Source organism: Pantoea conspicua (genome assembly GCF_002095315.1).
GTDB classification, from domain to species: domain Bacteria; phylum Pseudomonadota; class Gammaproteobacteria; order Enterobacterales; family Enterobacteriaceae; genus Pantoea; species Pantoea conspicua.
This window is the reverse complement of sequence record NZ_MLFN01000005.1, coordinates 63,117-77,776: the sequence shown is the minus strand read 5'-3', so window position 1 is coordinate 77,776 and position 14,660 is coordinate 63,117. Positions and strand designations below refer to the sequence as shown.

The 14,660-nt window shown below is 55.1% G+C and carries 14 protein-coding genes; 13 read left to right on the top strand and 1 reads right to left on the bottom strand.

The window, feature by feature from the left end; genetic code table 11:
- Window positions 1–49 precede the first annotated feature (49 nt).
- The 6 genes from corC to HA41_RS03645 all read left to right on the top strand — a co-directional run bounded on the left by corC (window position 50) and on the right by HA41_RS03645 (window position 6,218).
- A complete protein-coding gene (corC, locus tag HA41_RS03670) occupies window positions 50–931 on the top strand; it encodes a CNNM family magnesium/cobalt transport protein CorC (protein WP_094119641.1) in 882 nt (293 codons plus the stop codon).
- 4 nt (window positions 932–935) lie between these two features.
- The gene (gene lnt / locus HA41_RS03665; RefSeq protein ID WP_094119640.1) at window positions 936–2,459 is read left to right on the top strand and encodes an apolipoprotein N-acyltransferase; all 1,524 of its coding nucleotides are present in this window, start codon (window positions 936–938) and stop codon (window positions 2,457–2,459) included.
- Window positions 2,460–2,897: 438 nt separating this feature from the next.
- Complete coding sequence (locus HA41_RS03660; protein ID WP_094119639.1) at window positions 2,898–3,794, top strand: amino acid ABC transporter substrate-binding protein; 897 nt, start codon at window positions 2,898–2,900, stop codon at window positions 3,792–3,794.
- Window positions 3,795–4,074: 280 nt separating this feature from the next.
- Window positions 4,075–4,815 carry an amino acid ABC transporter permease gene (locus HA41_RS03655; protein ID WP_094119638.1) on the top strand — a complete coding sequence of 247 codons (741 nt, stop codon included), beginning with the start codon at window positions 4,075–4,077 and terminating at the stop codon, window positions 4,813–4,815.
- On the top strand, window positions 4,815–5,492 hold the full coding sequence (gene gltK / locus HA41_RS03650; RefSeq protein WP_094119637.1) for a glutamate/aspartate ABC transporter permease GltK: 678 nt from the start codon (window positions 4,815–4,817) through the stop codon (window positions 5,490–5,492). Before HA41_RS03655 ends, gltK begins: the two co-directional genes overlap by 1 nt.
- Complete coding sequence (locus HA41_RS03645) at window positions 5,493–6,218, top strand: amino acid ABC transporter ATP-binding protein (protein WP_094119636.1); 726 nt, start codon at window positions 5,493–5,495, stop codon at window positions 6,216–6,218.
- A gap of 44 nt (window positions 6,219–6,262) precedes the next feature.
- Here HA41_RS03645 and HA41_RS03640 read toward each other — a convergent pair whose 3' ends face one another.
- Window positions 6,263–6,745, bottom strand: coding sequence for a zinc ribbon-containing protein (locus HA41_RS03640; protein ID WP_094119635.1), 483 nt, complete (start codon window positions 6,743–6,745; stop codon window positions 6,263–6,265).
- A 222-nt stretch (window positions 6,746–6,967) separates the two neighbouring features.
- Between HA41_RS03640 and leuS the strand changes: the two genes are divergently transcribed.
- The 7 genes from leuS (at window position 6,968) to mrdA (ending at window position 14,652) form a co-directional block, all read left to right on the top strand.
- Complete coding sequence (leuS, locus tag HA41_RS03635) at window positions 6,968–9,550, top strand: leucine--tRNA ligase (RefSeq protein ID WP_094119634.1); 2,583 nt, start codon at window positions 6,968–6,970, stop codon at window positions 9,548–9,550.
- A gap of 14 nt (window positions 9,551–9,564) precedes the next feature.
- Window positions 9,565–10,164, top strand: coding sequence for an LPS assembly lipoprotein LptE (gene lptE / locus HA41_RS03630; RefSeq protein ID WP_094119633.1), 600 nt, complete (start codon window positions 9,565–9,567; stop codon window positions 10,162–10,164).
- The gene (gene holA / locus HA41_RS03625) at window positions 10,161–11,192 is read left to right on the top strand and encodes a DNA polymerase III subunit delta (protein WP_094119632.1); all 1,032 of its coding nucleotides are present in this window, start codon (window positions 10,161–10,163) and stop codon (window positions 11,190–11,192) included. Before lptE ends, holA begins: the two co-directional genes overlap by 4 nt.
- On the top strand, window positions 11,185–11,829 hold the full coding sequence (gene nadD / locus HA41_RS03620; protein WP_094119631.1) for a nicotinate-nucleotide adenylyltransferase: 645 nt from the start codon (window positions 11,185–11,187) through the stop codon (window positions 11,827–11,829). The genes holA and nadD overlap by 8 nt, the downstream gene beginning before the upstream one ends.
- Window positions 11,830–11,921: 92 nt before the next feature.
- A complete protein-coding gene (gene rsfS / locus HA41_RS03615; RefSeq protein ID WP_010258968.1) occupies window positions 11,922–12,239 on the top strand; it encodes a ribosome silencing factor in 318 nt (105 codons plus the stop codon).
- A gap of 3 nt (window positions 12,240–12,242) precedes the next feature.
- On the top strand, window positions 12,243–12,713 hold the full coding sequence (gene rlmH / locus HA41_RS03610) for a 23S rRNA (pseudouridine(1915)-N(3))-methyltransferase RlmH (protein WP_031377197.1): 471 nt from the start codon (window positions 12,243–12,245) through the stop codon (window positions 12,711–12,713).
- Between the two features lie 34 nt (window positions 12,714–12,747).
- Entirely contained in the window at window positions 12,748–14,652 is a 1,905-nt protein-coding gene (gene mrdA, locus HA41_RS03605) for a peptidoglycan DD-transpeptidase MrdA (RefSeq protein ID WP_094119630.1), read from the top strand.
- Window positions 14,653–14,660 lie beyond the last annotated feature (8 nt).

Genomic DNA, 14,660 nt, shown 5'->3' with positions numbered 1-14,660 from the left:
CTTTGCTGGCAGCGTTAATTCCTCACCAGAGAGATCTTTAAAAACCGCCATGAGCGACGACCATTCTCAAAACAGCGATGCACCCAGTAGTAAAAAGGGATTCTTTTCCCTGTTGATCAACCAACTTTTTCACGGTGAACCGAAAAACCGTGATGAGCTACTGGAGCTGATCCGCGACTCAAATCATAAAGACCTGATTGACCAGGATACCCGCGACATGCTTGAAGGGGTGCTGGATATTGCGGAGCAGCGCGTGCGTGACATTATGATCCCGCGCTCGCAAATGATCACCCTGAAACGCAATCAGAACCTCGAAGAGTGTCTGGATGTGATTATCGAGTCGGCCCATTCGCGCTTCCCGGTGATCAGCGAAGACAAAGATCACGTTGAAGGGATCCTGATGGCCAAAGATTTACTGCCGTTTATGAGCAGCGAATCTGAACCGTTCAGCATTGAGAAAGTGCTGCGTCCGGCAGTGGTGGTACCTGAAAGCAAGCGCGTAGACCGGATGCTGAAAGAGTTCCGTTCTCAGCGTTACCATATGGCGATTGTGATCGATGAGTTTGGTGGCGTCTCTGGACTGGTGACCATTGAAGACATTCTGGAACTGATTGTCGGTGAAATTGAGGATGAGTATGACGACGAAGAAGATCGTGATATCCGTCAGCTCAATCGCCACACCTTTACAGTGCGAGCGCTGACCGCGATTGAAGATTTCAATGAGGTGTTCGGCACGCAGTTCAGCGATGATGAGGTCGATACCATCGGTGGTCTGGTGATGCAGGGATTCGGCCATCTGCCGGCGCGCGGGGAGAGCATCGAAATTGAAGGTTACCAGTTCAAAATAGCGATGGCCGATAGCCGCCGTATCATCCAGGTTCATGTCACGATTCCGGAAAACTCGCCACAACCTCAACTGGATGACGAATAAGTCTATGGCTTTAGCCTCACTTTACCCGCGTCAGCGGGTTCGCCTGCTGCTGGCTTTATTAACGGGTGCGTCTGGCACCCTCGCCTTCTCTCCTTACGATTTCTGGCCCGCCGCGCTGTTATCTCTGTGCGGTTTACAGCTTCTGACCCTTAATCGCACCAGCCCGCAGGCCAGTGCAATTGGCTTTGTCTGGGGTTTTGGCCTGTTTGGCAGCGGCATCAACTGGGTCTACGTCAGCATTGCCACCTTTGGCGGTATGCCTGGCCCCATTAACGTCTTTTTAGTGGTGCTGCTGGCGGCTTATCTGGCGATCTATCCGGCGCTATTTGCCGGCCTGCTTAATCGCCTCTGGCCGCGCGCGACAGTATGGCGTCTGGCGCTGGCCGCACCGGCGTTATGGCAGATAACCGAGTTTCTGCGCGGCTGGATACTGACCGGCTTTCCGTGGCTGCAGTTTGGTTACAGCCAGATTGATGGCCCGCTGAAAGGCGTGGCGCCGCTGGGCGGCGTGGAAACCCTGACTTTCCTGCTGATGGTGGTTGCAGGCCTGCTGGTCTATGCCCTGCAACAGCGCGATATGAAAAGTCTGGTGGCAGCACTGCTGCTGCTGGCCCTGCCGTGGCCGTTGCGCTACGTTCAGTGGGTTCAGCCATTACCAGCACGCGCGGTTGATGTGGCACTGGTACAGGGGAATATTCCCCAGTCGATGAAGTGGGACCCGCAGCAGTTGCTGAACACGTTGCGCATCTATAGCGAGCTCAGCCAGCCGCTGATGGGCAAAACACCGATTATCATCTGGCCAGAATCAGCGATTACCGATCTGGAGAGCAATCAGCAGCCGTTCCTGCGTTCGCTGGATGACGAACTGCGCGCGCGCGGCAGTTCGCTGATCACCGGCATTGTCGACTCCCGGCTGGAGCAGAACCGTTATCACGATTACAACACGGTGATCGTGCTGGGCGGTAATGCGCCTTATAACTACTTCAGCGGTAACCGCTACCAGAAAAATCATCTGGTGCCCTTTGGTGAATTTGTTCCGCTGGCCGACCTGCTGCGCCCCCTGGCGCCGTTCTTCGATCTGCCGATGTCCGCGTTCAGCCGTGGCGCTTATCTTCAGCCGCAGCTTCGGGTCGCGGGCTACAACCTGACCAGCGCCATCTGCTACGAGATCGTGCTCGGTGAACAGGTGCGCGCCAACTTCCATCCCGATACCAATTTCCTGCTGACAGTTTCTAATGATGCGTGGTTTGGTCACTCTATAGGTCCGTGGCAGCATTTCCAGATGGCGCGGATGCGGGCGCTGGAGCTGGGCCGTCCTCTGTTGCGCAGCACCAATAATGGTGTAACGGCGGTGGTCAATGCTCATGGTGAAGTGGAAAAGATGTTGCCGCAGTTCACCCGTAGCGTATTAACCGACAAAGTCACACCGACTACCGGTGAAACGCCGTATGCGCATGCTGGGGTCTGGCCGGTCTGGATCCTCACCGCTCTGGCGGCGGCGGTTGCCCTGCTGCGTCGCCGACGCTGATTGCCATCATGCTGAAAGGCGAAGCGGTTGCTTCGCCTTTTTTTATCACTTTTACCCGCTATTTTACCCTTCCCTGACCGCAGTCTCTGCTGCGTTATCGTGCGTAAACACGTTTCTGGCACGATGATTGCTAAATATTCCAGTGTTTTTCGCAAACAGGCTCGTTGTACGCGCTGACGGGAGGTTGATTGCACCAAAATAGTCGCTTCGCCTGCACCTTTACCGCGCAGGCAATGAAAATTGCCTTTTTTTGGTGCGGATCACCTCGCAAAAAAGAAACTTTTTTGTTTCATCGCGTTAACAATCCGTTATGTTAGTGACTATTCTGCGCGCAGCAGCGTTGCAGGGTAACCAGAAGAAAAGCAGCAGGAAATACACACAACATCATAATCAGCACAGGTTATATCCTGTGCATTTTCCATACGAAGGAGTTGGAACATGCAACTACGCAAAGTGGCATTATCTCTTCTGCTGATCGGCGCAGCAGCGGGAGCGGCCCAGGCGGAAGATCTCAGCGGCACCCTGAAGAAGATCAATGACAATGGTGTCATTGTGGTCGGGCATCGCGAATCATCAGTTCCCTTTTCTTACTATGACAACCAGCAAAAAGTCGTCGGCTACTCACAGGCCTATTCCGCAGCCATTGTGGACGCCATTAAAGCGAAGCTGAACAAGCCTGATCTGCAGATCAAAATGATCCCAATCACCTCACAAAACCGTATTCCGCTGTTGCAAAATGGCACCTACGATTTTGAGTGTGGCTCCACCACCAACAACCTGGAGCGCCAGAAACAAGCGGCATTCTCGGACACCATTTTCGTTATTGGTACCCGTCTGCTGGTGAAAAAAGGCGGCCCGATTAAAGATTTCACCGATCTGAAAGGCAAAACTGTGGTGGTGACCTCTGGTACCACTTCTGAAGTGCTGCTGCACAAGCTGAACGACGAGAAGAAGATGGAAATGCGCATTATCAGCGCGAAGGATCATGGTGACTCGTTCCGTACGCTGGAAACCGGTCGTGCCGTGGCCTTTATGATGGATGATGCCCTGCTGGCCGGTGAACGTGCTAAAGCGAAAAAGCCAGACAACTGGGAGATCTTAGGGACGCCGCAGTCGAAAGAAGCCTACGGCTGCATGCTGCGTAAAGACGATCCGCAGTTTAAAACTTTAGTGGATGAAACCATCGCTAAAGCCCAGACCTCAGGTCAGGCTGAAAAATGGTTTGATACCTGGTTCAAACAGCCGATCCCACCGAAAAACCTGAACATGAACTTTGAACTGTCAGATGACATGAAAGCGCTGTTCAAAACGCCAAATGATAAAGCACTGAACTAACAACAAAATACCCAATGGATTTCAGATTGCATTGAGGCGGCAAGAGAATGAATCCCGATGAGCTTACTCAGATAAGTGATTCGGGTGAGTGAACGTAGCCAACAAAAATGCAGCCTGAAAGACGACGGGTATAACAAGGGCGGCCTGGCTGCCCTCTCGATTGCTGAAACCGCGGCGCGGACAGACAGACTGAACCGGGTCGTTCCCCTGGTCCAGGAGAGAAAACGCCGTTCATCAATCTTCAGGGTAGCTTAGCTACCCTTTTTTACCGGAGCTCGTTATGGGTATCGATTGGAACTGGGGCATTTTCCTCGAACAGGCCCCGTTCGGTAACACGACCTACCTCGGCTGGCTGTGGTCCGGTTTTCAGGTGACAATTGCCGTCTCCTGCTGTGCCTGGATTATCGCTTTCTGCGTGGGTTCATTCTTCGGCATTCTGCGCACCGTGCCTAATCGACTGCTGTCGACCATTGGCACCTGCTATGTCGAACTGTTTCGCAACATTCCGCTGATTGTGCAATTCTTCTTCTGGTATCTGGTGGCACCAGAACTGGTGGGTGAAAACCTCGGCATGTGGTTTAAGGCTGAGCTGGACCCCAATATTCAGTTCTTCGTCTCATCGATGATCTGTCTTGGTCTGTTTACCGCCGCCCGCGTCTGCGAGCAGGTGCGTGCCGCCATTCAGTCACTGCCACGTGGTCAAAAGAATGCCGGTCTGGCGATGGGCTTAACGCTGCCGCAGACCTACCGCTATGTTCTGCTGCCGAACGCCTATCGGGTGATCGTGCCGCCGATGACTTCAGAAATGCTCAACCTGGTCAAGAACTCCGCCATCGCGTCAACCATCGGTCTGGTTGATATGGCGGCGCAGGCGGGCAAACTGCTCGACTATTCTGCTCACGCCTACGAATCGTTTACCGCCATTACGCTGGCCTATATCGCCATCAACCTGGTGATCATGTTTTTAATGAGCCTGGTTGAACGCAAAGTGCGTCTGCCTGGCAATGGGGGAGGCAAGTAATGTACGAGTTTGACTGGAGTTCAATTACCCCCAGCCTGCCCTATCTGCTTAACGGCCTGGTAATCACCTTCAAGATCACCATCACCGCCGTGGTATTCGGTATTCTCTGGGGTACGCTGCTGGCGGTAATGCGTCTGTCGTCCATCAAGCCGGTCAGCTGGTTCGCCAGACTGTACGTCAACCTGTTCCGCTCGGTGCCGCTGGTCATGGTGCTGCTGTGGTTCTATCTGGTGGTGCCGAGTTTCCTGCAACAGGTACTGGGACTGTCGCCGAAAACGGATATCCGCCTGATTTCCGCGATGGTCGCCTTCTCACTTTTTGAAGCTGCCTATTACTCGGAAATTATCCGCGCCGGGATTATCAGTATCTCACGCGGTCAGGGCAATGCCGCGCTGGCGCTGGGCATGACGCAGTGGCAATCGATGAAACTTATCATCCTGCCGCAGGCGTTTCGCGCCATGGTGCCGCTGCTGCTGACTCAGGGTATCGTGCTGTTTCAGGATACCTCGCTGGTCTATGTGTTAAGCCTGGCGGACTTCTTCCGTACGGCGTCCACCATTGGTGAGCGCGACGGCACTCAGGTTGAAATGATTCTGTTTGCCGGTCTGGTCTACTTCGTTATCAGCCTGAGCGCGTCACTGCTGGTCAGTTATCTAAAAAGAAAAAGGACGGTTTAAATGATTAGCCTGAAAAATGTTTCTAAGTGGTATGGTCACTTTCAGGTGCTGACCGACTGCTCTACCGAAGTTAAAAAAGGTGAAGTGGTGGTGGTATGCGGACCGTCCGGATCCGGTAAATCGACCCTGATTAAGACAGTGAATGGCCTTGAGCCGATTCAGCAAGGCGTGATCGCGGTGAACGGCACCGAAGTGAACAACAAGAAAACCAATCTCGCCAGGCTGCGTAGTCAGGTCGGGATGGTATTCCAGCACTTCGAACTGTTTCCGCACCTCAGCATCATCAACAACCTGGTGCTGGCGCAGGTGAAAGTGCTGAAACGCGATAAAGCGGCGGCGCGTGATAAGGGGCTGAAACTGCTCAATCGGGTGGGGTTATCGGCGCACGCCGAGAAGTTTCCGGGTCAGCTCTCAGGCGGCCAGCAGCAGCGTGTGGCGATTGCCCGCGCGCTTTGTATGGACCCGATTGCGATGCTGTTTGACGAGCCCACCTCCGCGCTTGATCCCGAGATGATTAACGAAGTGCTGGATGTGATGGTTGAACTGGCGCAGGAAGGGATGACGATGATGGTGGTGACACATGAGATGGGCTTTGCCCGGAAAGTGGCCAATCGCGTGATCTTCATGGATGAGGGTAAAATTATCGAAGACACCAATAAAGATGACTTCTTTAATAACCCGCAGTCTGACCGCGCCAAAGATTTCCTCGCGAAAATTTTGCACTGAATCTTTTGCACGAAAGAAAGGCGGGCCAGGTGCCCGCCATTTTTTCAGGGTTCGAATGGCTGACGCTGAAACTGATCGTGACCGCACTCCGGACAGCGGGACAGGGTTTCAGGCGTGTAGATTGCGCGGGTGAACTGGCACTTTTCACACACCAGATTGCCCAGCCCCACCACTTCTCCGCTCTGATAAACGCCATGGTGATGCAGATCCTGAAACACTTCACGCCACTCAAGCTGGCTTTTATCGGTGATATCCGCCAGCTCTTTCCAGACGCTTTCGCGAATAATCCGCATAAACAGTGAATCGGCCAGCGGTTCTTCTACATCGGTATAGCTGCGTGCAAACTCTTCTAAATCGCGGCGCACCGAGTTGAGTGCCTGATCGACCTCATCGGTGGTCAGATCCGGACGCGCCATCAGCTGGCTGCGCCGTTCGCTAATCAGACTATCAATATTCCGATCGCCCTGACGAAGACGTTCGGTCAGCACCGCTAACGACTCGCGATATTCCTGAGCCACTTTATTCATTTTGTTCTCCTTTATGTAGATCATCGCTGCAGTAAGTTTAGTCGCTTTGCGCTGTTTGCCGTGTCGTCTGTACAGGGAATTACAAAAGGGTGAAGGCATTGACGCTTTCCGCAGAAATCGCGCCAGCAAAAGTGGGAAGTGTTGTTGATGCGCGGCCTTATGGGTATGCTATGCGGATCTTAACATCAGCAAAGTGTTATTCATTAAGGACCACAGGCAGCCATGCAAGAGCAATACCGCCCGGAAGAGATTGAATCCCGCGTGCAGCAGCACTGGGATGAAAACGAAACGTTTAAAGTGACTGAGCAGGAAGGCAAAGAAAAATACTATTGCCTATCCATGTTGCCCTATCCTTCTGGTCGCCTGCATATGGGCCACGTTCGTAACTACACCATCGGCGACGTAATCGCGCGTTATCAGCGTATGCTCGGCAAAAACGTGCTACAGCCGATTGGCTGGGATGCTTTCGGTCTGCCTGCAGAAGGCGCTGCAGTAAAAAACAATACTGCACCCGCTCCCTGGACCTACGACAACATCGCCTACATGAAAAACCAGCTTAAACTGCTGGGTTTTGGTTATGACTGGAGCCGTGAACTGGCGACCTGTCAGCCGGAATATTATCGCTGGGAACAGTGGTTTTTCACTAAGCTGTATGAAAAAGGCCTGGTGTATAAAAAAACCTCTGCGGTGAACTGGTGCCCGAATGACCAGACCGTGCTGGCTAACGAGCAGGTAATTGATGGCTGCTGCTGGCGCTGTGATACCAAAGTTGAACGTAAAGAGATCCCGCAGTGGTTTATTAAAATCACCGATTACGCAGAAGAACTGCTGAACGATCTTGATACGCTGGAAGAGTGGCCTGAGCAGGTCAAGACCATGCAGCGTAACTGGATTGGCCGCTCTGAAGGGGTAGAGATCACCTTTGACGTGGCGAACAGCGAAGAGAAAGTCACCGTCTACACCACCCGTCCGGATACCTTTATCGGCGCGACCTATGTCGCCGTGGCGGCCGGTCACCCGCTGGCTACCCAGGCTTCGGTGAATAATCCGGTGCTGGCTGACTTTATCGCCGAATGCCGCAACACCAAAGTGGCTGAAGCGGAAATGGCGACCATGGAGAAGAAAGGCATGGCCACTGGCCTGTCTGCTATCCATCCGCTGACCGGCGAGCCCATCCCGGTCTGGGTGGCTAACTTTGTGCTGATGGAATATGGCACCGGCGCGGTAATGGCGGTTCCGGCCCACGATCAACGCGACTGGGAATTTGCCACCAAATACGATCTGCCGATTAAGCCCGTCGTCCTGAACCTTGACGGCAGTGTACCAGACGTCAGCACCGCAGCGATGACCGATAAAGGTGCGCTGTTTAACTCAGGCGAATTTAACGGTCTGGATCATGCCGCCGGCTTCAACGCCATTGCCGAAGCGCTGGCCGCAAAAGGCGTGGGCGTGCGTAAAGTGAACTACCGCCTGCGCGACTGGGGTGTCTCACGTCAGCGTTACTGGGGTGCGCCAATCCCGATGGTCACGCTGGAAGATGGAACGGTCATGCCTGCGCCAGAAGACCAGCTGCCGGTGATCCTGCCAGAAGATGTGGTGATGGACGGCATTACCAGCCCGATTAAAGCCGATCCGGAGTGGGCAAAAACCACGGTGAACGGTCAGCCAGCGCTGCGTGAAACCGACACCTTCGATACCTTTATGGAATCGTCCTGGTACTACGCGCGTTACACCTGCGCGGACTACAAGGATGGCATGCTGGACCCGGCGGCGGCGAACTACTGGCTGCCGGTCGATCAGTATGTGGGGGGAATTGAACACGCCATCATGCACCTGATGTATTTCCGCTTCTTCCACAAACTGCTGCGTGACGCTGGCCTGGTTAACTCCAATGAACCGGCTAAGCGCCTGCTGTGTCAGGGTATGGTACTGGCCGATGCCTTCTATTACCTGGGTGCCAACGGCGAGCGTAACTGGGTTTCTCCGGTCGACGTTAATGTGGAACGCGATGAGAAAGGCCGCATCATCAAGGCGGTTGATACTCAGGGCCGCGACGTGATCTACGCGGGCATGAGCAAGATGTCGAAGTCGAAGAACAACGGCATTGATCCTCAGCTGATGGTCGAGCGTTACGGCGCCGATACCGTGCGTCTGTTTATGATGTTTGCTTCTCCGGCTGATATGACGCTGGAGTGGCAGGAATCAGGTGTAGAAGGGGCTAACCGCTTCCTGAAACGCGTCTGGAAGCTGGTGTTCGACCATACTCAGAAAGGCACTACCGTGGCGCTCGACGTCGCCAGCCTCAATGATGAGCAGAAATCACTGCGTCGCGATCTGCACAAAACCATCGCCAAAGTGGCAGATGACATTGGCCGTCGTCAGACGTTCAACACCGCCATTGCCGCCATTATGGAGCTGATGAACAAACTGGCACGCGCGCCTCAGGAGAGCGAGCAGGATCGTGCGCTGATGCAGGAAGCGCTGCTGGCAATCGTCCGTCTGCTCTATCCGTTCACGCCGCATGCCAGCTATGTGCTGTGGCAGACGCTGGGTGGCGAAGGCACGATTGATGAAGCCTCATGGCCGGTTGCTGATGAAGCCGCAATGGTGGAAGATTCACTGCTGGTGGTGGTGCAGGTTAACGGTAAAGTGCGCGGTAAAATTACTGTGCCAGCCGATGCCACACAGGAACAGGTTCAGGCACGCGCTGCCCAGGAGCATCTGGTGGCGAAATACCTGGACGGCGTGACGATTCGTAAAGTCATTTATGTACCGGGCAAACTGCTTAACCTGGTCGTGGGTTAAGTTCAGGAGGAACTGTGCGACATCCGATTATCAGGTTGTTTGTCATGCTGGCGGTGGTGATCACCGCCGGCTGTGGTTTTCATCCACGCGGCACCACCCAGGTGCCGAGTGAACTGAAAACCCTGATTGTTGCTACCGGCGATCCTTACGGGCCACTGGCGCGTACCGTTCGTCAGCAGCTGCGTGTCAACAATGTGCGCATTGTTGAGGACAGCAAGCAGAACCGCACCGATATCCCGACGCTGCGTCTGGGTAGCGAAGTGCAGGGCCGCGATACCGCGTCGGTCTTTATCACTGGTACCGCCGCCGAGTATCAGCTGGTGATGACCATTACCGCGCAGGTGCTGTTGCCGGGCAAAGGTATCTATCCGATCAGTACCACGGTCTATCGTTCGTTCTTCGATAACCCGAATGCGGCGCTGGCGAAAGATGCTGAGCAGGACATGATTACGCAGGAGATGCGTCAGCGTGCTGCCGAGCAGCTGGTACGTAAGCTGCTGACGGTTCATGCGGCCCAGCTCAACGGTAAAGATACCCTGCGCCAGACGACAATTCCGGTGCCGGGTCAGGACTCAGAGGAAGCCCCTTCTTCCTCTGCCACCAGTCTGCAATGATCAGGATTTATCCTGAGCAACTCAGCGCGCAGCTCCGTGAGGGGCTGCGCGCCTGTTATTTATTAGCCGGTAACGAACCCTTGCTGTTGCAGGAGAGCGCAGACGCGATCCGGGCAGCCGCCACCACGCAGGGCTTCGAAGAACACTTCAGCGTCAGCCTTGATGCCCAGACCGACTGGGAGAGCCTGTTCGTCAGCTGTCAGTCGCTGAGTCTGTTTGCCCAGCGGCAGACGCTCACGCTGCAATTCCCCGACAATGGACCGAATGCGGCGATGGCTGAGCAGCTGGTTAAGCTGTCACAACTGCTGCATGCCGATATTCTGCTGATATGCCGGATGCCGAAGCTGACCAAAGCGCAGGAAAACGGCGCCTGGTTTAAAGCCCTTTCCGCTTCCGCCGTGTTAGTCCCCTGTCAGACACCGGAACAGGCACAACTGCCGCGCTGGGTAGTTAACCGCGCCAAAGCGCTGAAGCTGGCGGTGGATGACGCGGCGGTTCAGCTGCTGTGTTACTGCTATGAGGGCAATCTGCTGGCGCTGGCTCAGGCGCTGGAGCGGCTGTCGCTACAATGGCCGGACGGCAAACTGACGCTGCCACGGGTTGAGGAAGCGGTCAGCGATGCGGCGCACTTTACCCCTTTCCACTGGGTGGATGCCGTGCTGGCGGGTAAAAGTCGCCGCGCGTTGCACATCCTGCACCAGCTGGAGCGGGAAGAGAGCGAAGTGGTGATCCTGCTGCGTACCCTGCAGCGCGATTTACTGACGCTGCTGCATCTGCAACGCCATCAGTCACAGCAGCCGCTGCGTACGCTAATGGATCAACAGCGCATCTGGCAGAATCGCCGTACCCTGTTCACGGAGGCGCTGCAACGGCTGGATGCGGTGCGTCTGCAACGCGCTATCCATCTGCTGAGTCAGATAGAGATCACCTTAAAGCAGGATTACGGTCAGCCGGTCTGGCCGCAGCTGCAAACCCTGACGCTGCTGCTCAGCAGTCGCGCGTTTCCCGCGAGCTTCGCCCATGTCTGAGTTACACGCGCTGTTTGGTGGCACCTTCGATCCGATTCATTTCGGCCACCTGCGTCCGGTTGAAGCACTGGCGCAGCAGACCGGGCTGCAAAAAGTCACGCTGTTGCCCAACAACGTCCCGCCGCATCGTCCGCAGCCGGAAGCCAGCGCGGATCAGCGAGTGGATATGCTGCGTTGCGCCATTGCCGACTTGCCGCTGTTTGACATTGATACCCGCGAACTGAAGCGCGATACGCCTTCCTGGACCGTGGCCACGCTGGAAAGCCTGCGTGCCGAGCGTGGCGCTCAGCAGCCGCTGGGCTTTATCATCGGTCAGGATTCGCTGCTCAGCTTATCAAAGTGGCATCGCTGGCAGGATCTGCTGTCGCTCTGCCACCTGCTGGTGTGCCAGCGGCCAGGCTACCCGACGCAGATGGCGTCGCCAGAGATGCAGCGCTGGCTCGATCAGCATGTGACGCACGACGTACAACGGCTCCATCTTCAGCCCGCTGGCCATATCTGGCTGGCAGAAACGCCGCTGGTTGACATTTCCGCCACGGAGATCCGTCGCCGTCGCCATCATCATCAATCCTGCGACGACCTGCTGCCCGCTGCGGTTATCGATTATATCGACCGCGCAGGCTTATATCGCGACTAATCCGGGCATGCTATACTGCGCCGCTTAATTTTTTGGCTGCATAATCCGGGCTTACAGCCGGCTCGTCACCACCAGTTTTAGAGGGGAACCTTTTGCAAGGTAAAGCACTCCAAGAGTTCGTTATTGATAAGATTGATGATCTCAAAGGCCAGGACATTGTCACCATCGACGTTCAGGGCAAATCCAGCATCACCGATTTCATGATCATCTGCACCGGCACCTCCACGCGTCACGTCACCTCGATCGCTGAGCACGTTGAGCAGGAGTCGCGTTTAGCAGGCCTGATGCCATTAGGCATTGAAGGCAAAAGCGCAGCAGATTGGGTTGTGGTTGATCTCGGTGATGTCATCGTGCATGTGATGCAGGAAGAGAGTCGCCAGCTGTATGAGCTGGAAAAACTCTGGGGCTAACCGGTGAAACTGCAACTTGTTGCCGTCGGCACCAAAATGCCTGACTGGGTGCAGACCGGTTTTATGGAGTATCTGCGCCGCTTCCCGAAAGATATGCCGCTGGAGCTGACCGAAGTGACCGCGGGTAAACGCGGCAAAAATGCTGATATTAAGCGCATCCTTGAAAAAGAGGGTGAAGCGATGTTAGCGGCGGTCGGCAAAGGCAATCGCATCGTGACGCTGGATATTCCCGGACATCCGTGGGAGACCCCGCAGCTGGCACAGCAGCTCGAACGCTGGAAGCTGGATGGTCGCGATGTCAGCCTGTTGATTGGCGGTCCTGAAGGTCTGGCCCCGGCGTGCAAAGCGGCGGCCGAACAGAGCTGGTCACTGTCAGCATTGACGCTGCCCCATCCGCTGGTGCGCGTGCTGGTGGCCGAAAGCCTGTATCGTGCATGGAGCATAACGACAAATCATCCTTATCATCGTGAATGACCGATCAGCCCACATCAGACATGACAAGTAGCGGATGAAATTACAAAGCAACGCCTTTCGCGATTACAGTGCCGAACAGAAACTCTTTGTCCGCCGGGCGTTTATCGCTTTCGTCGGGATCTTACTGCTCTCCTCCGTGCTGGTGGTTAACCTTTACCACCTGCAAATTTTACGCTTCGACGATTACAGCACCCGTTCAAACGAAAACCGCATCAAGCTGGTGCCGGTCGCGCCCAGCCGCGGCATTATCTATGACCGTACCGGCACGCCGCTGGCGCTGAACCGCACCATTTATCAGGCCGAACTGGTCCCGGAAAAAGTCGATAATCTGCAGCAGACGCTGGATAAACTGCGCCCGATTCTCGAACTCACCGACGACGACCTCGAAAACTTTCAAAAAGAGCGTAAACGCTCGCGTCGTTTTACCTCTATCCCGGTGAAGACCGGCCTGAATGAAGTGCAGGTTGCGCGCTTTGCCGTCAATCAGTACCGCTTTCCCGGCGTTGAAGTCAAAGGCTATCAGCGCCGCTACTACCCGTTTGGTCAGACCCTGACGCACGTGGTCGGTTATGTATCAAAAATTAACGATCGTGACGTTGCCCGCCTCGATAAAGAGGGCAAATGGCCAAACTACGCGGCCACGCACGACATCGGTAAGCTGGGCATTGAAGCCTATTACGAAGATCTGCTGCATGGCAAAACCGGTTTTGAAGAGGTTGAGGTCAACAACCGTGGCCGGGTGATCCGTCAGCTGCACGAAGAGTCGCCGCAGGCGGGCCGCGATATCTACCTGACCATCGACCTGAAGCTGCAGCAGTATATCGAAACGCTGCTGACCGGCAGTCGCGCCGCAGTGGTGGTCAGCGATCCGCGTACCGGCGAGATTCTTGCCATGGTTTCTACCCCCAGCTACGACCCGAATCTGTTTGTCGACGGCATCTCCAGCAAGGATTATCGCGGCCTGCTCAGCGATGAAAACCGGCCACTGTATAACCGTGCCATTCAGGCTGCTTATCCCCCCGCCTCAACGGTAAAACCTTATGTCGCGGTCTCTGCACTGAGTGCTGGGGTGATTAACCGCAATACCAGCCTGTTCGATCCGGGCTGGTGGCAACTGCCCGGCTCTGAGAAGCGTTTTCGCGACTGGAAAAAATGGGGCCACGGTCGTCTGAACGTGACCAAAGCGCTGGAAGAGTCCGCCGATACCTTTTTCTATCAGGTCGCCTATGACATGGGCATCGATCGGCTATCGGAATGGATGAATAAGTTTGGTTACGGCAGCCGTACCGGCATCGATTTGCCGCAGGAGAGCGCCGGTAACATGCCAACCCGCGACTGGAAACTCAGGCGCTTTAAAAAACCGTGGTATCAGGGTGACACCATCCCGGTGGGGATCGGCCAGGGTTACTGGACGGCGACGCCGCTGCAGATGAACAAAGCGATGATGATTCTGATTAACGATGGCGAGATCAGGGTGCCGCACATGTTGCGCGCGACCCGCGAAGGACGCACCCTGGTGCCCTATCGCCAGCCACCTTCCACGCCGATTGGCGACATCCATTCCGGCTACTGGGAAATTGCCAAAGATGGTATGTATGGCGTGGCCAATCGCCCTAACGGCACTGCCCACAAGAGCTTTGCTGATGCACCCTATAAAATCGCCGCCAAATCAGGAACGGCGCAGGTGTTTGGCCTGAAAGAGAATGAAACCTATAACGCGCATAAAATTGCCGAACGATTACGCGACCATAAGCTGATGACCGCGTTTGCTCCCTATGACAAACCTCGGGTCGCAGTGACCATTATCCTGGAAAACGGCGGTGCCGGACCGGCTGTCGGCACCGTTATGCGACAGATTCTGGATCACATCATGTTAGGTGATAACAATACAGTCCTGCCGGACGCCGCCCCCACGCCGCCTGGCTATGAAGGTGAATAAACATGTCG

Coding starts and splice junctions, on each gene's coding strand:
- corC (WP_094119641.1), top strand. CDS start 50: ATGAGCGACGACCATTCTCAAAACAGCGATGCACCCAGTAGTAAAAAG.
- lnt (WP_094119640.1), top strand. CDS start 936: ATGGCTTTAGCCTCACTTTACCCGCGTCAGCGGGTTCGCCTGCTGCTG.
- HA41_RS03660 (WP_094119639.1), top strand. CDS start 2,898: ATGCAACTACGCAAAGTGGCATTATCTCTTCTGCTGATCGGCGCAGCA.
- HA41_RS03655 (WP_094119638.1), top strand. CDS start 4,075: ATGGGTATCGATTGGAACTGGGGCATTTTCCTCGAACAGGCCCCGTTC.
- gltK (WP_094119637.1), top strand. CDS start 4,815: ATGTACGAGTTTGACTGGAGTTCAATTACCCCCAGCCTGCCCTATCTG.
- HA41_RS03645 (WP_094119636.1), top strand. CDS start 5,493: ATGATTAGCCTGAAAAATGTTTCTAAGTGGTATGGTCACTTTCAGGTG.
- HA41_RS03640 (WP_094119635.1), bottom strand. CDS start 6,745: ATGAATAAAGTGGCTCAGGAATATCGCGAGTCGTTAGCGGTGCTGACC.
- leuS (WP_094119634.1), top strand. CDS start 6,968: ATGCAAGAGCAATACCGCCCGGAAGAGATTGAATCCCGCGTGCAGCAG.
- holA (WP_094119632.1), top strand. CDS start 10,161: ATGATCAGGATTTATCCTGAGCAACTCAGCGCGCAGCTCCGTGAGGGG.
- nadD (WP_094119631.1), top strand. CDS start 11,185: ATGTCTGAGTTACACGCGCTGTTTGGTGGCACCTTCGATCCGATTCAT.
- mrdA (WP_094119630.1), top strand. CDS start 12,748: ATGAAATTACAAAGCAACGCCTTTCGCGATTACAGTGCCGAACAGAAA.